Below are 22,186 nucleotides of genomic sequence, written 5' to 3'. Positions count from 1 at the left end.
GCTGCCCTGCTCTCTGACAAGGACCACCATGAATCACCGCACTGCCCTCGGCGCCCTGCACATCGGCGCACTGTTTTTCGGCCTGACCGGCGTATTCGGCAAACTGGCCAGCGCCGCGCCGGCGATCATCGTCTTCGGCCGAGCCGCTTTTGCCGTGCTGGCATTGGCCGTGTTCGCAGGCTTTGCGCGCAAGGCCTGGCAGCCCCTGCAGGCCCAGGACTGGCGCCGCCTGCTGCTCGGCGGCGTACTGCTGGCCGGGCACTGGGTGAGCTTTTTCATTTCGGTGAAAGTCGCCGGTGTCGCCATCGCCACCCTCGGCTTTGCCAGCTTCCCGGCCTTTACCGTGATCCTTGAAGGCCTGCTGTTTCGCGAGCGCATCCGCACCAACGAGATCGTCCTGGTGCTGCTGGTGAGCATCGGCCTGGTGCTGGTAACCCCGGACTTCGACCTGGCCAGCCAGGCCACCGGCGGCCTGCTTTGGTCGCTGCTGTCAGGCCTGCTGTTTTCACTGCTGTCATTGACCAACCGTGCAGGCTCCGGGCGCATCCCGGCGGTGCAGGCGGCACTGTGCCAGAACGCCGTGGTCGCCCTGTGCCTGTTGCCGGTGGCCGCGCCGGCGCTGGGCAGCGTCAGCGCCATGGACTGGCTGTGGATCGGCCTGCTCGGGGTGTTCTGTACCGGCGTCGCCCACAGCCTGTTCGTCGCCAGCCTGGCGGTGATCAAGGCGCGCACCGCTGCCGTGGTGTTTGCTCTGGAGCCGGTCTACGGCATCGCCATGGCGTGGTTGATCTTCGCCGAAACCCCGACTTTGCGCATGCTTATGGGCGGTGTGCTGATCATTCTCGCCATCGTCATTTCCAGCCGCCTGGCGGCCGGCAATCAAGTAGGCAAGGCGGCGGTCGCCGAGGGCTGAGGGTCAGGGCCGGTCGTTGTGGCCCAGATCACGCTGCGGGTCGATCTGGTCGCGCACGCGCTGCTTGAGCACCTTGGCTTCAGGGAAGCCGCCATCGGCCTTGCGCTCCCAGATCTGCACGCCGTCGCAGGTAATACGGAAGGAGCCACCGGTGGCGGGTTCAAGGGCCACCCGCGCCAGATCGTCACTGAAGGTGCTCAGCAGTTCCTGGGCCAGCCAGGCGGCACGCAGCAGCCATTGGCACTGGGTGCAGTAGGTAATGACAATTTCCGGTTTATGCGCGGACATACACTGAAGGTCTCCTGACAGGTGGGCGCGCTTATACTAGCGGTCTTTAGCCTTCGCTCCGAGAGTCATGATGCACCGCCTGCTGTTATCCCTGCTGCTGATGTTCGTTTGCTTCCCGCTGCTGGCCGCCGAAGCGCCCCGACCGAAAGTCGGCCTGGTGCTCTCCGGCGGTGCTGCCCGTGGCCTGGCCCATATCGGCGTGCTCAAGGCCCTGGAAGAACAGGGCATCAAGGTCGATGCGATTGCCGGCACCAGCATGGGCGCGGTGGTCGGCGGCCTGTACGCCTCCGGCTACAAGATCGACGAACTGGAAAAGCTCGCCCTCAACATCGACTGGCAGCAGGCGCTGTCCGACGCGCCGCCGCGCAAGGACGTGCCGTTTCGGCGCAAGCAGGATGACCGCGACTTTCTCGTCAAACAAAAGCTCAGCTTTCGCGACGACGGCAGCCTGGGCCTGCCGCTGGGGGTGATCCAGGGCCAGAACCTGGCGCTGCTGCTGGAAAGCATGCTCGCCCACACCAGCGACACCCGCGACTTCGACAAGCTGCCGATTCCCTTCCGCGCCGTGGCCACCGACATCGCCAGCGGCGAAAAGGTGGTATTCCGTCGTGGCCACCTGCCCCAGGTGATTCGCGCCAGCATGTCGATCCCGGCGGTGTTCGCCCCGGTCGAGATCGATGGCCGGCTACTGGTCGATGGCGGCATGGTCGACAACATTCCCCTGGACGTCGCGCGCGAGATGGGTGTGGACGTGGCCATCGTCGTCGACATCGGCACCCCGCTGCGCAGCCGCAAGCAGCTGGCAACCGTGGTCGATGTGCTCAACCAGTCGATCACCCTGATGACCCGACGCAACTCCGAAGAGCAACTGGCAGCGCTGCACCGCGACGACATTCTCATCCAGCCACCGCTGTCGAGTTTTGGCGTCACCGATTTCGGCCGCGCCCAGGACATGATCGACGCCGGCTACCGCGCCGCCCGCGCTTTGGACGCACGCCTGGCGGTGCTCAAGCGCCCGCAGGCCAGCGACGGCGAGCTGCTGGCCGCACGCTCGCCGAGCCAGCGCACACCGGTGATCACCGCGATCCGCATCGAGAACGATTCAAAAGTCAGCGACGACGTGATCCGCTACTACATTCGCCAACCCATCGGCGAGCCACTGGAACTGGGCCGCCTGCAGACCGACATGGGCACCCTCTACGGCCTCGACTACTTCGACCGGGTCCAGTACCGGGTAGTGCACAAGGGTGACGACAACACCCTGGTGATCAACGCCCGTGGCCGTCGCGGCGGCACCGACTACCTGCGCCTGGGCCTGAACCTGTCGGACGACATGCGCGGCGACAGCGCCTTCAACATCGGTGCCAGCTACCGGGTCAACGGCATCAACTCCCTCGGCGCCGAATGGCTGACCCGCGCGCAGATCGGCGACCAGCAAGAGCTGTACAGCGAGTTCTACCAGCCGCTGGATGCCGGCTCGCGCTATTTCATCGCGCCATACATTGACCTCGGCTCGCAAAACATCGAGGCGACCCTGGACGACGACCCGATTGCCGAATACCGTCTGGAGCGCTATGGCTTCGGTCTCAACTTCGGTCGGCAGATCGGCAACAACGGCGAAGTGCGCTTTGGCGTCGGCCAGGCCTGGGGCCAGGCCGAGGTGCGCATCGGCGACCAGGACCTGCCCAAGGTCAACTTCAACGAAGGCTTCTACGAACTCAAGTACTCGTTCGACAGCCTCGACAACGTCTACTTCCCCCACAGCGGCGAAGACATCAACCTGACTTTGCGCCAGTACGACCCGAACCTGGGCTCGGACCAGCGCTACCGGCAGTGGGACTTGAACATCGACAAGGCCATGAGCAGCGGCCCCAACACCTGGGTGGTAGGCGGGCGCTACGGCAGGACCCTGGATGATGCCGAAGTGGTCACCTCAAGCTTCGTGCTCGGCGGCGCCCGGCAGCTGTCGGGCTTTCGCCAGGATTCGGTATCCGGGCAAAACGTCAGCCTGATGCGCGTGGTCTACTACCGCCGCCTGACCCCACGCGCCTACCTGCCGCTGGACTTCCCGTTGTACCTGGGCGGTTCGCTGGAGCGCGGCCGGGCCTGGAACAACGACAACGAGTTCGACAGTGGCTACATCAATGCAGCCAGCATCTTCGTCGGTTTCGAGACGCCCCTGGGGCCGCTGAACTTCAGCTACGGGGCCAACAGCGAGAATCAGAAGGCGATGTACCTGAACCTGGGTCACACCTTCTGAGCAGGATCAGGACTTTTCCAGGTTGGCCAGGATCCGCGCATGGACGCGCATGCAAATGCGCATGTCCTCTTCGTCAACACCGACGAACAGCTCGGCGCGCAAGGCGTTGGCAATGGTTTCGATCTGGTCGATCAAAGGCTTGGCCGGTGGGCAGAGGAGGATTTTTTTCGCCCGTCGGTCTTCGAGCACCGCCTGACGGCGCACCAGCCCCTGGGTTTCCAGGCTATCGAGCAAGCGGGCCAGGGTCGGCCCCTCGACGCCGACACTCTGGGCCAGCTCGCGCTGGGTCGGCGCCTCGTCGAAACGAGCCAGGTGCAGCAGCACCAGCCAGCGGGCCTGGGACAGGTTCAGCCCGGCCAGGCGGCGATCCAGTTCGGCGCGCCAGCCGCGGGACATGTGTGCCAGCTGCATCCCGAATTTGTGTTGGTCGGTCAACGGCATAGAGAAACTCATCATCAGAACTAATTATTAGTCAGCTAACCATGACCGTGAGCCGCAGGCAAGGCTCATACGGCTGGCGGTGCTTCGATAATCGTTATAAATGATGACAAGGCCGGTTTTACATCTCGAATTCGGCAGCCAGCGCGGCCCGTACGCAATACAAAACACCTTCGGGCACTCGCCCGCCAAACTGCTCGGCAATCGCCGACACCGGCGGCAACTCGCCTTCACCATCGAGGAAGGCATCCTGAACTTCGCCCAGCAGGTCTTCCGGCAGGTCCAGGGCCTGGTCCAGCGACAGCTCCTGGCGGCCAATGGCCTCGGCAAGCAGGCTGTAGACGTTCTTTTCGCTGCAGTTCAGCTGCCCGGCGATCTGCATCGGAGTCATGCCGGCGCGGGCCAGGCTGACCAGTTCGTGGCGCAGGTCGGTGACGATCTTTGGCGCTTCGACGCCGCCACCCAGCACTTCGAGGAAGGCTTCGCCGTAACGCTCGAGCTTGCGCGCACCGACGCCGCTGACCCGGCCCATCTCGCTGAGGCTGGTGGGCTGGCTGCGCAGCATCTCCAGCAGGGTCGAATCGGGGAAGATCACATACGGCGGCACGCCATGTTCTTCGGCCAGCTTGCGGCGCAACGCACGCAGGGCTTCCCATTGTTCGCGCTCTTCGCCACGCACCAGCTGGCTGGCCGGGCTGCCGCCACTGCTGCTGCCACCCTTGCTGCTGGTTTGTGGCTTGAGATCTTTACGCAGCTCGAGGCTGACTTCACCGCGCAGCAACGGCCGGCACGTGTCGGACAGGCGCAGGCCGCCGTAGCCTTCGAGGTCGATGTCGGCCAGGCCGCGGGCGACCAACTGGCGGAACAGCGAACGCCAGTCGTGCTCGGAGCGGTCCTTGCCAACGCCGTACACGGCCAGTTTCTCGTGGCCGAAATTGCGGATCTTTTCGTTATCGCGGCCCAGCAGCACATCCACCAGGTGGCCGACGCCATAACGCTGACCGGTACGGTACACCGCCGACAGCGCCTGGCGCGCAGGCTCGGTGGCATCCCAGGTCTGCACGCCATCGATGCAGTTGTCACAGTGGCCGCACGGCTGCGGCAACTCTTCGTCGAAGTAGTTGAGCAGGGTCTGGCGGCGGCAGCGGGTTTCTTCACACAAGGCGAGCATGGCATCGAGCTTGTGTTGCTCGATGCGCTTGTGGCGCTCGTCGCCTTCAGAGTTTTGCAGCATCTGCTTGAGCATTACCATGTCTTGCAGGCCGTAGGCCATCCAGGCATCGGCAGGCAGGCCGTCACGACCGGCGCGGCCGGTTTCCTGGTAGTAGGCCTCGAGCGACTTGGGCAGGTCGAGGTGAGCAACGAAGCGTACGTTGGGCTTGTCGATGCCCATGCCGAAGGCAATGGTGGCGACCATGATCAGGCCTTCCTCGTTGAGAAAGCGCCGCTGGTTGGAGGCGCGGGTCTCGGCAGGCAGGCCGGCATGGTAAGGCAAGGCCGGGAAGCCCTGCTCGCACAGGTAGGCGGCGACGTCGTCGACCTTCTTGCGCGACAGGCAGTAGACGATACCGGCATTGCCGCGCCGCTCGCCGAGGAACGCCAGCAACTGCTTGCGCGGCTGCTCCTTGGGCACGATGCGGTAGAAGATGTTCGGCCGGTCGAAGCTCGACAGGAAGCGCTCGGCGTTCTGCAGGTGCAGGCGGGTGACGATCTCTTCACGGGTGCGCATGTCCGCGGTGGCGGTCAGGGCAATGCGCGGCACGTTGGGGAACAGCTCGGCCAGTTGCCCCAGTTGCAGGTACTCGGGACGGAAGTCATGGCCCCACTGCGACACACAGTGGGCCTCGTCGATGGCAAACAGGGCGATGTCGAGGGTACGCAGGAAATCGAGCATGCGCGGCTGCACCAGGCGCTCGGGAGCCAGGTAGAGCATCTTCACTTCGCTGCGGCGGATACGCCCGGCCAGTTCGCGTTGCTGCTCGGCGCTGAGGGTCGAGTTCAACGAAGCGGCGGCCACGCCCAATTCGTCGAGGGTCGCCACCTGGTCGTCCATCAGCGCGATCAACGGCGATACCACCACCGCCAGGCCAGGGCGCAACAGGGCCGGGACCTGGAAGCACAGCGACTTGCCGCCGCCGGTGGGCATCAGGACCAGCGCATCGCCACCCTTGGCCACGCATTCGATGATCGCGCCCTGGCGACCCCGAAAACTGTCGTAACCGAAGATGTCCTTGAGGACGCGCTGAGCCTGTTCGAGCATAAAAACTCCAAAAATCGCAGAACCATCCTGGGCACAGGCTGGACGAAAAACCCGCTGGCGACACCCGAAAATGCGTAAGCGGCTTTTACCCGCCCTCCGAGTTACAAGGGCCCTGGGATAAAAGCCGGGCATTATACCGGAGCCTGCGGCCTAGCAGGATGCTCTGCGATAGACGTCTTCCTTTGCCTCGTTTGCGCTGCAAGGTGCTAGAATTCAGTATCGTTTATTCCCAAGGTAGCCCCGTAATGTCCTTCGCCGAGCAACTGACCCGCCTGCAAGCCTTCCTCGACGCCGACGAGCTGCATGAAGAGGCGCTCGACTACGTGGCCGCCCACGGCTTCCTGACCGCGCTGTCGATCGGTGCCGAAGAGGTTCCCGAGCGCGAATGGATCGACGCCCTGTTCGCCGAAGAGCCGCATTACAAGGACGACGCCCAGCGTGAAGAGATCGAAGCCACGCTGATCCAGCTCAAAGCCCACGTTGCCCGCCAGCTGGCCAGCGACGAAGAGTTCGAACTGCCGTGCGACCTCGACCTGGGTGAAGACCCGGACGACTCCGACCTGCGCGGCTGGTGCATCGGCTTCATGGAAGGCGTGTTCATGCGCGAAGAGGCCTGGTTCGAGACCGCTGAAGACGAAGTCAGCGAGATGCTCCTGCCGATCATGGTCGGTTCCGGCCTGTTCGATGAACAGCCAGAATTCGAAGACATCGCCAAGGACGCCAACCTGCAGGACGACATGATCGTGCAGATCCCTGAAGCCCTGACCGCGCTGTACCTGCTGCTGCACGCGCCGGACGAGAAGCCAGCCCTGCTCAAGCCTCGCCACCACTGAGTCGGCGTCCATGCGCTACCTGCTGCTGGCCATCGGCTGGCTCAGCGTCGCGCTGGGGGTGATCGGGATCTTCCTGCCGGTACTGCCGACCACCCCGTTCCTGCTCCTGGCTGCTGCGTGCTTTGCGCGCAGCTCGCCGCGCTTTCACCACTGGCTGGTCAACCACCCCAAGCTCGGGCCGTGGATTCGTGACTACCTCAGTGGCGAAGGCATTCCCCTCAAAGGCAAGGTCTACGCCATCGGCCTGATGTGGCTGAGCATCGGTTTGTCCTGCTACCTGGTGCCGCTGATCTGGGCGCGGGGGTTCATGCTCACCAGCGCGGTGCTGGTGAGCATTTACATCCTGCGGCAAAAAACCCTGCGGCGCCCGTCCTGAGACTGCAGCAACAGGCCTATACGGTATCCACCTTCAACGAATGATCGTTGAGCATGCCGTTGATGATCGTCGCCGTGTCCTGCCCTGCCGCAATCACCCCGCCCGCACCTGCCGTCACACCATAGTGCTGGGCCAGGTTCACCCCTGCCAGGTCGATGGTCTGGGTCGGCGCCGCACCTGCCACCGAGCTGACCTCGATGGTCGACACCACGCTGGCGCCACTGCCGGTGACCTTGAAGTGCAGGTAGTCATCCAGCGACGCTGTCGTTGCATTCTCACCCTGCAACAGTTGCGACAGGTCCAGACGATCGGTGCCCGGGGTGAAGTCGGTGACCACGTCGTGCCCGGTGTTGCCCTGCTGGTACAGGAAGGTATCGCTACCCGTGCCGCCAGTCAGGGTGTTGTTGCCTGGGCCGCCGATCAGCACATCATCACCGCCACCGCCGATCAGGGTGTCGTTGCCCAGGCCGCCGTTGAGCACGTTGGCGTTATCGTTACCGGTCAGGTTGTCGTTGTAGTCCGAGCCGATCAGGTTTTCGATCGCCACCAGGGTGTCGGTGCCGGCACCCCCGGTGCTCTGCGCTCCGACCGTGCTCAGATTGACCGTCACCGCGCTGCCGGCGCTGGCGTAGCTGGCGGTGTCAATACCCGCGCCACCGTCGAGCAGGTCGTTGCCGGCACCACCGATCAACAGGTCATTGCCATCACCGCCGTAGAGGAAGTCGTTGCCATCCCCGCCGATCAACACATCGTTGCCCGCACCTGCATTGAGGATATCGTTGCCGGCGCCGGCCAGCAGGGTATCGTCACCGCTGGTACCGGTGAGGGTATTGCCCTCCTGATAAACGATGTCGACATTGCCGGTGCTGCTGCCACCATGCCCGTCGCTGACGGTATAGGTGCCGTAGGCGGTTTCGTTCTGGGCGTTGGAATAGTCGACAGTCATGGTCAGCGCGTAATTTTCAGCCGCGTTGGTGTTGCTGCCTGACGAGTTGGTGAGGTTGACCAGGTGGATGCTGTAGACCCCGGCATGGCTGGCGGTGAAAGAGCCGCCGTCGGCGATGGTTTGATAGCTGCCGCTCTCGTCTTTCCATTCCATCAGGATGTTGCCCGCTGCCAGGTTGTGATCGAGGGTCAGCGTCTCGCCTTTTTTCAGGGTAACGGTCAACAGGTCCTCATCGTTGGCATTGGCCGTGGTTACAGCCCCCAGGTAGCCGCTGACAACCAGTGCCGCCGTCATGGCATCGGCCGGGCCTCTGAAGGCACTGCGCGGCAGGTCCCGCAGCTGGTTGGCGCCGGTGTTGTTGGTACCGTTGAAGACAACCGTCGGCGGTGTACCGCTGCCCACGGTAAAGCCTGCCCCTTTTGCCGCCCAGCCGGTATCGAAGGTGGTCGTCGAAGGTACGCTCAGGCGGTCATGGTTGGCATCGCTGTCATTGGCCAGCAAGGCTTCGGCGGGCACGGTGATGCTGCTCGACAGAATGTTGCTGATGACATGGTCGGCCCCGGCCACTGGCGCGGTATTGGCGTAGACATTGATCACCAGGTTGGCACTGGCGGTATCGCCATCGTTGTCACTGGCGACGAAGCCGATCTGCTCGACCTGGCCGCTGCCGGTGTCCTTGGGCGGCGTGTAGGTAAAGTCGCCGGTATCCATGTTGACCACGATGCTGCCGCCGATCGCCGTCTTCACGGTAATGCTGTTGGTGCCGGTATCGAAAGTACCCCGGTCCGCCGCACCGCTGGTGGCATAAGAGCCCGCACCGCCGTTGCCCTTCGGATCGTAGGTGTAGGTAGTGCCATCGATAACCAGCGACTTGATAAAGCCGCCATCAGCGCCGAACTGGCCGCCACTCATCAGACTGCCAGTGATCGGTGCGCCCTGGACGGTGCCGGACAGCACCGAGTTGAGCTGGTTGAGGTCGGTGACCACCGTGGCATTGGTGTCGGTGTGGGTACTACCGTCGTAGGACAACGGGTTGAGGTTACCGGCATTGACGCCACTGCCCAGACCGATCGCGTAGGACTTGATCCCATTACTGTCGAGGAAACCCTCCCATTCAACTTCGCGCGGCGCGGTAATCGCGTGCCCCGACGTAGGTGCGCCGTCGGAGAAGAAGTACACGATATTTTGCGCACCGGTGATTTTACCTCCGGTGGTGTAGGCCGACTGCGCCGAGGTAATCGCTGAATCGTAATAGGTCGAACCACCCGCGCTGAGGCCGTTGACGATAGCCTTGGCCTGGTCGACGGTCACCCACACAGTTGAAGGCTGGTTGGCCCCGGTAGAGAAGGTCACCAGTTGGACCTTTACATCGCCCATTTCATCGTACTTGTCGAGCAAGGCATTGATCGCCTGCTTGGCCAGTTGCATACGCGTCAGCCCCGGCACGCCGGACGCCTCATTCATACTGCCGGACACATCGATCACCAGCAGCAGGTTGGAGTCCACCTGCCCCGGAGTCACCGAGCGTTCTGCCCCGACTGCATTCGGTACGTCGTCGACAATCTTCACATCGATCGTCGCGTTGGCGGAGCTGCCATCGGTGTCGGTGGCGACGACATTGATACTCTCGTTGAGGTTGTTGATGCCATTGGCGTTCGGGTGGTTTTCGTTGTCGAGCAAGGTGTAGGTGTAACTGACCACCCCGGTGGCCGGGTTGTAACCGGTGATGGTGATCGAGTTACCCAGCGGCGTAGTCCCGCTCTGTGGGAAGCCGTTGACCACCCCGCCACTGACCACGCTGATGCCACCGACGGTCAGGCTTTGCAGCCCGTCAGGGGCCGTCACGGTGAAGGTGCCGCTCTGGGTCAGGGCCGGAGAGTCCGGGCTGGTGCCGTCGCTGAGGTTCTTCTCGTAGACGGTCAGCTCGCCACCGTTGACGTTCAGGCCGTCAATGGTGACCGGGTTGTCCAGGTTGCTGACATTGAGCTTGAGCGTCGCTGTGCTGGTGTCGCCATCGGCATCGCGCAAGGTGTAGGTGAAAGTATCGACACCTGTGCCACCGCCGTGCAGGTTGATGAAGTCCGTATCGTTGGGGTTCAGGGTGTAGGTGTAGGAACCGTCGGCGGCCAGCACCAGGGTGCCGTAGGTACCGACAAAGGTGCCAGCGGTGATCGGCCCGGTTACGCGGTCGGCGCCCTGTACGTCGTTGGTCAGCACATTGCCGGTGAGGGTCAGCTGTACCTCAGTGGCCGTAACTGCGTTGGTGTCGTTAACAGCGCTCGGCAAGTCATCGACGATATTGACGTCGATCGAACCGCTGGCGGTGCTGCCGTCGGTATCGGTGGCGGTTACCGTAAAGCTTTCGTTGAGACTATTGGCGCCATTGGCCGTCGGATGGTTCTCGTTATCGAGCAAGGTGTAGCTATAGGTCACCACGCCGGTGGCCGGGTTGTAGCCGGTGATGGTCAGGGTGTTGCCCAGTGCGGTGGTTGCCGATTGCGGGAAGCCGTTGGCCACCCCGCCACTGACCACGGTGATGCCACCGACGGTCAGAGTCTGCAGGCCGTCCGGGGCGGTGACGGTAAAGCTCGCGCTCTGGGTCAGGGCCGGAATATTCGGGTTGCTGCCGTCGCCGAGGTTCTTCTCGAAAACGGTCAGCTCGCCGCCGTTGACGTTCAGGCCGTTGAGGGTCACCGGGTCGTTGAGGTTGGTGATATTCAGCACCAGGTTGGCGGTGCTGATGTCGCCGTCGGCGTCCTTCAGGGTGTAAGTGAATGTCTCGGTGCCATTGCCGCCACCGTGCAGGTTTTTGAAGTCTGCGTCGGTAGGATCGAGGGTGTAGGTGTAGGAACCGTCAGCGGCCAGTACCAATGTGCCGTAGGTGCCGACGAAGGTGCCGGCAGTAATTGGCCCGGTGGGTACACGGTCCGCACCCTGCACGTCGTTGGTCAGCACGTTGCCGGTCAGGGTCAGCTGGTTCTCGGTGGCGGTGACGGCATTGGTATCGCCCGCCGCGGTCGGTACGTCGTCGACGATATTCACATCGATGGACCCGCTGGCAGTGCTGCCATCGGTGTCCGTAGCCGTTACGGTAAAGCTTTCGTTGAGGCTGTTGGCACCATTGGCCGTCGGATGGTTCTCGTTATCGAGCAAGGTGTAGCTGTAGGTCACCACGCCGGTGGCCGGGTTGTAGCCGGTGATGGTCAGGGTGTTGCCCAGGGCGGTGGTTGCCGATTGCGGGAAGCCGCTGGCCACGCCGCCGCTGACCACGGTGATGCCACCGACGGTCAGAGTCTGCAGGCCGTCCGGGGCGGTGACGGTAAAGCTCGCGCTCTGGGTCAGGGCCGGAATATTCGGGTTGCTGCCGTCGCCAAGGTTCTTCTCGAAAACGGTCAGCTCGCCGCCGTTGACGTTCAGGCCGTTGAGGGTCACCGGGTCGTTGAGGTTGGTGATATTCAGCACCAGGTTGGCGGTGCTGATGTCGCCGTCGGCGTCCTTCAGGGTGTAAGTGAATGTCTCGGTGCCATTGCCGCCACCGTGCAGGTTTTTGAAGTCTGCGTCGGTAGGATCGAGGGTGTAGGTGTAGGAACCGTCAGCGGCCAGTACCAATGTGCCGTAGGTGCCGACGAAGGTGCCGGCGGTGATCGGCCCGGTTGGCACACGGTCCGCGCCCTGCACATCGTTGGTCAGCACGTTGCCGGTCAGGGTCAGCTGGTTCTCGGTGGCGGTGACGGCATTGGTATCGCCCGCCGCGGTCGGTACGTCGTCGACGATATTCACATCGATGGAACCGCTGGCGGTGCTGCCGTCGGTATCGGTGGCGGTTACCGTAAAGCTTTCGTTGAGACTATTGGCGCCATTGGCCGTCGGATGGTTCTCGTTATCGAGCAAGGTGTAGCTATAGGTCACCACGCCGGTGGCCGGGTTGTAGCCGGTGATGGTCAGAGTGTTGCCCAGTGCGGTGGTTGCCGATTGCGGGAAGCCGCTGGCCACGCCGCCGCTGACCACGGTAATGCCACCGACGGTCAGGGTTTGCACACCGTCCAGCGCGGTCACCGTGAAACTGCCGGTCTGGGTCAGGGCTGGCGTATCCGGGTTGCTGCCGTCGCCAAGGTTCTTCTCGAAAACAGTCAGCTCGCCGCCGTTGACATTCAGGCCGTTGAGGGTCACCGGGTCGTTGAGGTTGGTGACGTTGAGCACCAAGTTGGCGGTGGACACATCGCCATCAGCATCGGTCAGGGTGTAAGTAAAGGTCTCGACCCCGTTACCGCCGCCATGCAGGTTGAAGAAGTCCGGATCGGCAGGGTTCAGCGTGTAGGTGTAGGAACCATCGGCTGCCAGCACCAAGGTGCCGTAGGTGCCGATGAAGGTGCCGGCGGTGATCGGCCCGGTTGGCACACGGTCCGCGCCCTGCACATCGTTGGTCAGCACGTTGCCGGTCAGGGTCAGCTGGTTCTCGGTGGCGGTGACGGCATTGGTATCGCCCGCCGCGGTCGGTACGTCGTCGACGATATTCACATCGATGGAACCGCTGGCGGTGCTGCCGTCGGTATCGGTGGCGGTTACCGTAAAGCTTTCGTTGAGACTATTGGCGCCATTGGCCGTCGGATGGTTCTCGTTATCGAGCAAGGTGTAGCTATAGGTCACCACGCCGGTGGCCGGGTTGTAGCCGGTGATGGTCAGAGTGTTGCCCAGTGCGGTGGTTGCCGATTGCGGGAAGCCGCTGGCCACGCCGCCACTGACCACGGTAATGCCACCGACGGTCAGGGTTTGCACACCGTCCAGCGCGGTCACCGTGAAGCTGCCAGTTTGCGTCAGTGCTGGCGTATCCGGGTTGCTGCCGTCGCCGAGGTTCTTCTCGAAAACCGTCAGCTCGCCGCCTTCAACGTTCAAGCCGTTGAGGGTCACCGGATCGTTGAGGTTAGTGACATTGAGCACCAGGTTGGCGGTGGATACGTCACCATCAGCATCGGTCAGGGTGTAGGTAAAGGTCTCGACCCCGTTACCGCCGCCATGCAGGTTGAAGAAGTCCGGATCGGCAGTGTTCAGCGTGTAGGTGTAGGAACCGTCAGCGGCCAGCACCAATGTGCCGTAGGTGCCGACGAAGGTGCCTGCAGTAATTGGCCCCGTGGGTACACGGTCCGCACCCTGCACGTCGTTGGTCAGCACGTTGCCGGTCAGGGTCAGCTGGTTCTCGGTGGCGGTAGCGGCGTTGGTATCGCCTGCCGCGGTCGGTACGTCGTCGACGATGTTCACATCGATGGACCCGCTGGCAGTGCTGCCATCGGTGTCCGTAGCCGTTACGGTAAAGCTCTCGCCCAGGCTGTTGGTGCCGTTGGCGTTCGGGTGGGCTTCGTTGTCGAGCAAGGTGTAGCTGTAGGTCACCACGCCGGTCGAGGCGTCATAACCGGTGATGGTCAAGGTGTTGCCCAGGGCGGTGGTCGCAGATTGCGGGAAGCCGCTGGCCACGCCGCCGCTGACTACGGTGATACCACCGACGGTCAGGGTTTGCACACCGTCCAGCGCGGTCACCGTGAAGCTGCCAGTTTGCGTCAGTGCTGGCGTATCCGGGTTGCTGCCGTCGCCAAGGTTCTTCTCGAAAACCGTCAGCTCGCCGCCTTCAACGTTCAAGCCGTTGAGGGTCACCGGATCGTTGAGGTTGGTGACATTGAGCACCAGGTTGGCGTTGGATACGTCACCATCAGCATCGGTCAGGGTGTAGGTAAAGGTCTCGACCCCGTTACCGCCGCCATGCAGGTTGAAGAAGTCCGGATCGGCAGTGTTCAGCGTGTAGGTGTAGGAACCGTCAGCGGCCAGCACCAAGGTGCCGTAGGTGCCGACGAAGGTGCCTGCAGTAATTGGCCCCGTGGGTACACGGTCCGCACCCTGCACGTCGTTGGTCAGCACGTTGCCGGTCAGGGTCAGCTGGTTCTCGGTGGCGGTGACGGCGTTGGTATCGCCTGCCGCGGTCGGCACGTCGTCGACGATGTTCACATCGATCGACCCGCTGGCAGTGCTGCCGTCGGTGTCCGTCACGCTCACCGTGAAGCTCTCGCCCAGGCTGTTGGTGCCGTTGGCGTTCGGGTGGGCCTCGTTGTCGAGCAAGGTGTAGCTGTAGGTCACCACGCCGGTCGAGGCGTCATAACCGGTGATGGTCAAGGTGTTGCCCAGGGCGGTGGTCGCCGATTGCGGGAAGCCGCTGGCCACCCCGCCACTGACTACGGTGATGCCACCGACGGTCAGGGTTTGCACACCGTCCAGCGCGGTCACCGTGAAGCTGCCAGTTTGCGTCAGCGCTGGCGTATCCGGGTTGCTGCCGTCGCCAAGGTTCTTCTCGAAAACAGTCAGCTCGCCGCCTTCAACGTTCAAGCCATTGAGGGTCACCGGGTCGTTGAGGTTGGTGACGTTGAGCACCAGGTTGGCGGTGGACACATCGCCATCAGCATCGGTCAGGGTGTAAGTAAAGGTCTCGACCCCGTTACCGCCGCCATGCAGGTTGAAGAAGTCCGGATCGGCAGTGTTCAGCGTGTAGGTGTAGGAACCGTCGGCGGCCAGCACCAAGGTGCCGTAGGTGCCGACGAAGGTGCCGGCAGTAATTGGCCCGGTGGGTACACGGTCCGCACCCTGCACGTCGTTGGTCAGCACATTACCGGTAAGGGTCAGCTGGTTCTCGGTAGCGGTAACGGCGTTGGTATCTGCCGCCGCGTTCGGCACGTCGTCGACGATGGAAACATCGATACTCATGCTCGCGCTGCTGCCATCGGTATCGGTGGCAACCACGTTGAAACTCTCGCCCAGTGAGTTGCTGCCATTGCCGGCGGCATGCGCTTCGCTGCCATTGAGGGTGTAGCTGTAGGTGACCTCCCCGGTGGCCGGGTTAAAACCGTTGATGGTCAGGGTGTTGCCCAGGGCCGTGGTGAGTGATTGCGGGAAGCCATTGACCACCCCGGCACTGATCACATTGATACCGCCCACCGTCAGCGATTGCAGGCCGTCGGCGGCGGTCACGGTGAAGGTTCCACTCTGGGTCAGTGCCGCCGCATCAGGGCTGCTGCCAGCTGCCAGGTTCTTCTCGAACAGCACCAGCTCGCCGCCATTGATGCTCAGCCCGTTGAGTTCCACCGGGTCATTGAGGTTGCTGACGTTGAGCACCAGATTGGCGCTGGAAACATCACCGTCGGCATCGGTGAGGGTGTAGGTGAAGGTCTCGACGCCATTACCACCGCCATGCAGATTGATGAAATCCGGATCGGCAGTATTCAGCGTATAGGTGTAGGAACCGTCGGCGGCCAGCACCAAAGTGCCGTAGGTACCGACGAAGGTGCCGGCGGTAATCGGCCCGGTTGGTACCCGGTCTGCGCCTTGCACGTCATTGGTCAGCACGTTGCCGGTCAGGGTCAGCTGGTTCTCGGTGGCGGTGACGGCATTGCTATCGGCCACTGCCCGCGGTACGTCGTCAATCACCGTGACATCCAGCGAGCCAGTGGCTACGTCGCCGTCGGTATCACTGACCAGTACCGCGATGCTTTCACCAAGCCCGTTGGCACCCGCGCCACTGGGGTGGGTTTCGGCACCGTTGAGTGTGTAGCTGTAGCTGACCACGCCAGTGGCAGGGTCATAGCCGGTGATGGTCAGCAAATTGCCCAGGCCAGTGGTGATCGACTGGCCGATGCCGGTCACCGCACCGGCGGTGACCACATTGATGCCGCCGACGTTAAGGTTGAACACCCCATCGGGTGCCTGCACGGTAAAACTGCCCGCCTGGGTCAGGGCCGCCGGATTGCTGGCCGAGCCCTGGGGTAGATTGGCCTCGTTCAACGACAGCTCGCCGCCCTCGACGGCAAGCCCTTCGAGGCTGACCGGGTTGTCGATCACCGGCACTGGCGGGGCTTCGTCATTGTTGTTGATCAGGCCGACGTCCAGCTGCGGCAACTCGGGAAAGCCGTTGAAGCCTGCAGTGGGAAAGCCGATCTGCGGATCAACGCGCCCGGCCACCTCGTTGAGGATCACGAAGGTATGCCCGCCGCCCAGTGCCCCCGTTGCACCGCCAGTGCTTGGCCCGGCTGCAGTGGGGTCGGCGTCCTGGCTCGGGTCGGCACCCGCAGCGATGGCTTGCTGGAGTTTCTCGACATCAGACAGTTGCGCCTGGCTGGGGGTCTGCGACTCCGGTGTATCAACATGCGGCGCGCGATCCGCCAACAGCTCGGGGGTCAGGGTCAGGTTGCTGTCACGGCCGAGGGTCAGTTCGGCACCGTTTTGCAGGTGGACGGCGACTGCGCCAGCAAGGCCTGTGTCCAGCTGCTCGCCGGCATATACCTTGTCGCCCTCGATCAGCGGCCGGCGGCTGCCATCGCTGCCTACAGCGAAGACTTCGCCCACCACCTTGCTGACGACACCGATTAACTTAGCCATGAGCGCACTCCTCCACTGCAAATCGGTTGATTGCAGCAACGTGCGCTGAACTATCGCGTGGCCAGCCCGGCGGAATTAACCCGGGCCAACGCTAAAACAGCCCTGGAGTGCGAGATGATTTCAATGAAATCAATGACTTCGCCTGCCAGAGCTGCGGTGAAAGTGATTGAGCGAAGTGGCCTAGTGACACCTGCCAAAAATTTGTCGCCAAACTTCGCCCCGCCTCCATCCCCTCCGCTACATCCATGCCCTCTGCTGCAAAAACACGGGAACTTTCTCTGACGCCCGAAAAAATGCACCCTAGCGCTGATTCCACGGGCTGCCTGATATGAACAATGTCTCGGATTTCTTAGACCGCATAAGTTTTTTTTCGCATAACTCTTATGAAAAAATCTTCTTAGCTTCGCGCGTAAATGTTCTTAGCTCTGTTGTTACAAGCCTGATACGGTTTGACCTCAGGTTTTCGTCACTTTTTTGACGAATCGCAGGACCATTATTAGAAATCAGGGAGAAGTAACCCATGCGCGTTTTGACCCCCATCACCAGCGCAATTCTGTTGGCCATGGCATGTGCCAATGCCCAGGCGATGTCACTTAATGAGGCTGTGCAAAGCGCCGTGGATTACCACCCGGAAATCGGCTCCAGCAAAAACAGCCGGCTGTCGGCCGATGAAGACGTGAAGTTCGCCCGAGGCGGTTACTTCCCCACCGTCGACCTGGTGGCCGGTTACGGTCGACAACGCTCCGACAACACCAATACCCGTGGCTTCAATGCCGACGGCACGCGTAATCATAATAAAGAGACACTGACCTACACCCAGTCCGACCTGCGCCTGCGGCAGATGCTCTTCGACGGCTTCAACACCGCCAACGAAGTCGGCCGTACCGAGGCAGTGGTGAACTCGCGGGCCTACTACACCCAGGCCACCGCCCAGTCCGTCGCCCTGAGTACCGTCGAGGTGTACCTTGAAGTGCTCAAACGCCGCGAGCTGGTAACCCTGGCCAAGAACAACCTGCAGGCGCACCTGCGGGTCAACGACCAGATCGGCCTGCGCAGTGAGCGCGGGGTCGGCAGCAATGCCGACCGCGACCAGTCCACCGCCCGTCGCGCCCTGGCCGAGAACAACCTGTACACCGCCGAGGTCGACCTGGCCGATGCCGAGGCCAGGTTCTATAGCGTCGTCGGTCGCCAGCCCGATGAGCTGGAAACCCCGGTGACCATCAAGGGTGAAGTGCCTGCTGACCTGGCTGCTGCACGCCAGGACATGCTCGAAAACAACCCTTACCTGAAATCCGCCCAGGCCGACGTCAATGCGGCCGAGCAGCAATACGAAGTGGCCAAGTCGCCGTTCTACCCGCGTATTGACGCAGTATTGGCAACCGGTGCCAACAACAACACTGCAGGTCAGGTCGGCCACGACAACAACGACTGGCAGGCCGGTGTCGAGCTCAGCTACAACCTGTTTCGCGGCGGCAGCGACAAGGCCCGCCTGCAGTCCGATGCGCACAAGATCAACCAGGCCATGGACATCCGCAACAACGCCCTGCGCCAGCTGACCGAAGACCTGTCGCTGTCGTGGAACGCCATGAACAACGCCCGCGTGCAACTGCCGGCGGCCCGCGAGTACGCCGAGACCACCACCCGTGTGCGCGCCGCTTATCAGGACCAGTTCGGCCTCGGCCAACGCACCCTGCTCGATTTGCTCGACAGTGAAAACGAGTTGTACAACGCCAACCGCCGCTACACCGAAGTGCGCTACACCGAAGAGTTCTCCATGTACCGGGTGCTGGCCAACATGGGTGAACTGCTGAACAAGCAGCGCATCTCGCTGCCACCCGAGGCGATCGCCAAGAGCGAAGTGAAGAGCGAGGCGCGCCTGCCCGATATGCGCTAAACCCCTCCAACTGCGGCAGGAGTAGGCGACTGTGACCAGCATGCAACCTGCGAGCTCGGCAATAGATCCGCGCCAGAGTTTCGATGACCCGCTACTCGATGGCTTGCTGATCCTTTGCAAGCTGCATGGTTGCACTGTCAGTCGCGCCGGCCTGAGTGCCGGCCTGCCGCTGCCCGAGCAACGCCTGAGCCTTGAACTGCTGCCCCGGGCAGCGGCACGGGCCGGTTTGCAGGCGCGGATCCTGCGGCGTGAGCTGGGAGCGATCTCGGCGCTCAACCTGCCGGTGCTGTTGCTGCTCAAGGACGGCCGCTGCGCGGTGCTGCGGCGTTGGGGCGATGACGGCCGGGCGCTGATCCTGCCCTGTGAAGCCGAAGGCGGCGAGCAGTGGGTCAGCCGCGAAGAACTGCTGCAAGCCTACGCCGGCGAGGCGCTGTTCGCCCGCCCCCGCCATGAACTCGAAGACCTGCGTGCGCCGTTGATGCCACGGGTCAACGCCTGGTTTCGCGACACCCTCAAACTCTCACGCTGGCTCTACAGCGACGCCATTCTCGCCAGCCTGCTGATCAACCTGCTGGGGCTGATGGTGCCCCTGTTCGTCATGCAGACCTACGACCGCGTGGTGCCCAACCAGGCTACCTCGACGCTGTGGGTACTGAGCGCCGGCCTGCTGATCGGCACCCTGTTCGAATTGACCCTGCGCGTGGTCCGCGCCCACCTGCTCGACCAGGCCGGGAAAAAGACCGACCTGATTCTTTCCGCCACCCTGTTCGAACGCATCACCGGCATGTCGATGAAAGCCCGGCCGGCCACGGTTGGCGGCTTTGCCCAGAGCATTCATGACTTCCAGGGCCTGCGTGAATTCCTTACCGCAGTGACCCTGACCAGCATTATCGACCTGCCCTTCGTGGTGCTGATGCTGGCGGTGATCGGCCTGCTCGGTGGCTGGCTGGTGGTGATCCCGCTGATTGCCTTCCCGGTGACCATTTTCTTTGCCCTGTTCATCCAGGTGCGGCTGCGCGATACCGTGCAAAAAAGCCTGGCCCTGGGCGCGGTGCGCCAGGCGCTGCTGATCGAAACCCTCGGCGGCCTGGAAACCCTCAAGGCCTGCAGCGCCGAAAGCGAGCGCCAGTACCAGTGGGAAAGCACCCACGGCGCCCTCACCCGCCTCGACGCCCACGCCCGCAACCTGTCGGCACTGGCCACCAACGGCACGCTGTTCATCCAGCAGTTCTGCGGCATGGCCACCATCGTTGCCGGGGTCTACAGCATCATTGCCGGCAACCTCAGCGTCGGCGCCCTGGTTGCCAGCTACATGCTCGGCAGCCGGGTGCTGGCACCGCTCGGGCAAATCGCCGGGCTGATCACCCGCTACCAGCAGGCACAGCTGACCATGCGCAGCACCGACGCGCTGATGGCCCTGCCGCAGGAGCGCCAGGCCGGCCAGCAACCGTTGGAGCGCACCCAGTTGCACGGCGGCCTCGACGTCAGCCATGTGAGCTTTCGCTACCACGGCCAGAACGCTGCCGCCCTCAATGACATCAGCTTCAGCGTCAAGCCGGGCGAACGCATCGGCATCATCGGCCGCAGCGGCTCGGGCAAGAGCACCCTGGCGCGCCTGTTGATGGGGTTCTATGCCCCGGACGAAGGGCAGATCCTGCTCGACAACCTCGACCTGCGCCAACTGGACATCGCCGACCTGCGCCACCAACTGGGCTACGTCGCTCATGACCTGCCGCTGCTGGCCGGCAGCCTGCGCGACAACCTGACCCTTGGCGCGCGCTATGTGAGTGACGCGCGCATGCTTGAAGTGGCCGAGCTGACCGGCGTCAGCGAGCTGGCCCGCCAGCACCCGCAAGGCTTCGACCGCCCGGTCGGCGAGCGCGGCCAGCTGCTTTCCGGCGGCCAGCGCCAGGCCGTGCTGCTGGCCCGGGCGATGTTGCTCGAACCGCCGATCATGATCCTCGACGAACCCACCAGCCACATGGACAACAGCAGCGAAGACCAGCTGCGCCAGCGCCTGCATGGCTGGGTGCAGGGCAAAACCCTGCTGCTGGTCACCCACCGCACCTCAATGCTCAGCCTGGTCGACCGGCTGCTGGTACTGGACAACGGCAAGATCGTTGCCGACGGGCCGAAGGAAGCGGTCATCGATGCACTGCGCAAAGGCCGCGTTGGCGCGGCACTCTAGGGGGTCATTCATGTCCGTAAGCCAAGGCCTGCGCAGCTACTTCCAGAGTTTCGGCAAGACCGCCGAACGCGAGTTCATGCCCGATGTGGCCGGCGCCACCCTGCAGGACTCGCCGCGTCTGTCGCGGATCACCGTGTGGCTGGCCGCGGGGCTGTTGCTGGTGGCGCTGCTGTGGGCCAAGTTCGCCGTGCTCGATGAAGTGACCATGGGCGAAGGCAAGGCCATTCCGTCGAGCAAGGTCCAGGTGATCCAGAACCTTGAAGGCGGCATCGTCACCGAGATCTTCGTCCGTGAAGGGCAGATGGTGAACAAGGGCGATACCCTGCTGCGCCTGGACGACACGCGTTTTCTCTCCAACAAGGGCGAGAGCGAAGCTGACCGTTTTGCCCTCACCGCCCAGGTCGAGCGCCTTGCCGCCGAAGCCGAAGGCCGGCCGTTCCAGCTCTCCGAAGAAGTGCGCAGCAAGGCGCCACAAGTGGCTGAAGACGAACTCTCGCTGTACCAGTCGCGCCAGCGTCGGCTAAGCAGCGAAAAGCAGACCCTCAACGAGCAACTGCGGCAAAAAACCCAGGAACTGGCCGAATTTCGCTCCAAGGTCGAGCAGTACCGCTCGGCCCTGGCGCTGTTGCAGCAGGAACTGAACATGTCGACGCCGCTGGTTGGCACCGGGGCGATCTCACCGGTGGAAATCCTGCGCCTCAAGCGCAGCGCCGTTGAGGCCCGCGGCTCGCTCAACGCCACCAGCCTGGCAATCCCGCGCGCCGAAGCGGCGGTGGCCGAGATCAAGAGCAAGATCGAAGAGTCCGAAGCCGGGTTTCGCTCAGAGGCGGCCAAGGAGCTCAACGAAAAACGCACCGACCTGTCGAAGATCACCGCCTCAAGCATTGCCATCGATGACCGGGTAACCCGCACCACCGTGGTTTCACCGGTACACGGGATCATCAAGCTGCTCAAGGTCAACACCATCGGCGGCGTGGTCCAGCCCGGCAGTGACCTGCTGGAGATCGTGCCGCTGGAAGACAACCTGCTGATCGAGGCCAAGGTGCGCCCGCAAGATGTCGCCTTCCTGCACCCCGGGCAGTCGGCGATGGTCAAGTTCAGCGCCTACGACTACACCATCTACGGCGGCCTGAAGGCCAAGCTCGAACTGATCAGCGCCGACACCGTCACCGACGACAAGGGCAACGCCTTTTACCTGATCCAGGTGCGCACCGACAAGAACCACCTGGGTGGTGATAACAAACCGCTTTTGATCATCCCCGGCATGACTGCCACGGTGGATATCATCACCGGCCACAAGAGCGTGCTCGATTACCTGCTCAAGCCGGTGCTCAAGGCACGTACCGAAGCCATGCGCGAACGCTGAGGCGCTCGCAGT

11 protein-coding genes are annotated in these 22,186 nt (G+C 63.0%); 7 read left to right on the top strand and 4 right to left on the bottom strand.

The window, feature by feature from the left end; translation table 11 throughout:
* The first annotated feature begins 28 nt into the window (after positions 1–28).
* Positions 29–913 carry a DMT family transporter gene (locus tag LOY22_RS07190; RefSeq protein ID WP_093385851.1) on the top strand — a complete coding sequence of 295 codons (885 nt, stop codon included), beginning with the start codon at positions 29–31 and terminating at the stop codon, positions 911–913.
* A gap of 3 nt (positions 914–916) precedes the next feature.
* On the opposite strand, the gene LOY22_RS07185 is transcribed toward LOY22_RS07190, so the two are convergent.
* Positions 917–1,201, bottom strand: a complete 285-nt coding sequence (locus LOY22_RS07185) for a SelT/SelW/SelH family protein (RefSeq protein ID WP_045200087.1) — start codon at positions 1,199–1,201, stop codon at positions 917–919.
* A 70-nt stretch (positions 1,202–1,271) separates the two neighbouring features.
* On the opposite strand from LOY22_RS07185, the gene LOY22_RS07180 reads away from it, so the two are divergent.
* On the top strand, positions 1,272–3,461 hold the full coding sequence (locus tag LOY22_RS07180) for a patatin-like phospholipase family protein (RefSeq protein WP_258597792.1): 2,190 nt from the start codon (positions 1,272–1,274) through the stop codon (positions 3,459–3,461).
* A 6-nt stretch (positions 3,462–3,467) separates the two neighbouring features.
* On the opposite strand, the gene LOY22_RS07175 is transcribed toward LOY22_RS07180, so the two are convergent.
* Both LOY22_RS07175 and recQ read right to left on the bottom strand, forming a co-directional pair.
* Positions 3,468–3,902 carry a MarR family transcriptional regulator gene (locus LOY22_RS07175; RefSeq protein WP_045200083.1) on the bottom strand — a complete coding sequence of 145 codons (435 nt, stop codon included), beginning with the start codon at positions 3,900–3,902 and terminating at the stop codon, positions 3,468–3,470.
* Between the two features lie 118 nt (positions 3,903–4,020).
* A complete protein-coding gene (recQ, locus tag LOY22_RS07170) occupies positions 4,021–6,159 on the bottom strand; it encodes a DNA helicase RecQ (RefSeq protein ID WP_258596980.1) in 2,139 nt (712 codons plus the stop codon).
* Between the two features lie 245 nt (positions 6,160–6,404).
* On the opposite strand from recQ, the gene LOY22_RS07165 reads away from it, so the two are divergent.
* Together LOY22_RS07165 and LOY22_RS07160 are read left to right on the top strand one after the other, a co-directional pair.
* Complete coding sequence (locus LOY22_RS07165; protein ID WP_045200079.1) at positions 6,405–6,992, top strand: YecA family protein; 588 nt, start codon at positions 6,405–6,407, stop codon at positions 6,990–6,992.
* A gap of 10 nt (positions 6,993–7,002) precedes the next feature.
* On the top strand, positions 7,003–7,368 hold the full coding sequence (locus LOY22_RS07160) for a YbaN family protein (RefSeq protein ID WP_045200076.1): 366 nt from the start codon (positions 7,003–7,005) through the stop codon (positions 7,366–7,368).
* 16 nt (positions 7,369–7,384) lie between these two features.
* On the opposite strand, the gene LOY22_RS07155 is transcribed toward LOY22_RS07160, so the two are convergent.
* A complete protein-coding gene (locus LOY22_RS07155; protein ID WP_258596979.1) occupies positions 7,385–16,726 on the bottom strand; it encodes a retention module-containing protein in 9,342 nt (3,113 codons plus the stop codon).
* A 520-nt stretch (positions 16,727–17,246) separates the two neighbouring features.
* On the opposite strand from LOY22_RS07155, the gene LOY22_RS07150 reads away from it, so the two are divergent.
* The 3 genes from LOY22_RS07150 to LOY22_RS07140 are packed head-to-tail and all read left to right on the top strand — an operon-like array spanning position 17,247 to position 22,174.
* The gene (locus tag LOY22_RS07150) at positions 17,247–18,620 is read left to right on the top strand and encodes a TolC family outer membrane protein (protein ID WP_045193386.1); all 1,374 of its coding nucleotides are present in this window, start codon (positions 17,247–17,249) and stop codon (positions 18,618–18,620) included.
* Between the two features lie 40 nt (positions 18,621–18,660).
* On the top strand, positions 18,661–20,808 hold the full coding sequence (locus tag LOY22_RS07145; protein WP_371128686.1) for a type I secretion system permease/ATPase: 2,148 nt from the start codon (positions 18,661–18,663) through the stop codon (positions 20,806–20,808).
* A gap of 10 nt (positions 20,809–20,818) precedes the next feature.
* The gene (locus LOY22_RS07140) at positions 20,819–22,174 is read left to right on the top strand and encodes an HlyD family type I secretion periplasmic adaptor subunit (protein ID WP_045193388.1); all 1,356 of its coding nucleotides are present in this window, start codon (positions 20,819–20,821) and stop codon (positions 22,172–22,174) included.
* Positions 22,175–22,186: the final 12 nt, after the last annotated feature.

The organism is Pseudomonas sp. B21-035 (assembly GCF_024748945.1).
Classification (GTDB): Bacteria; Pseudomonadota; Gammaproteobacteria; order Pseudomonadales; family Pseudomonadaceae; genus Aquipseudomonas.
The sequence above is the reverse complement of the archived record's forward strand: the minus strand, read 5'-3'. Positions and strand labels throughout refer to the sequence as shown.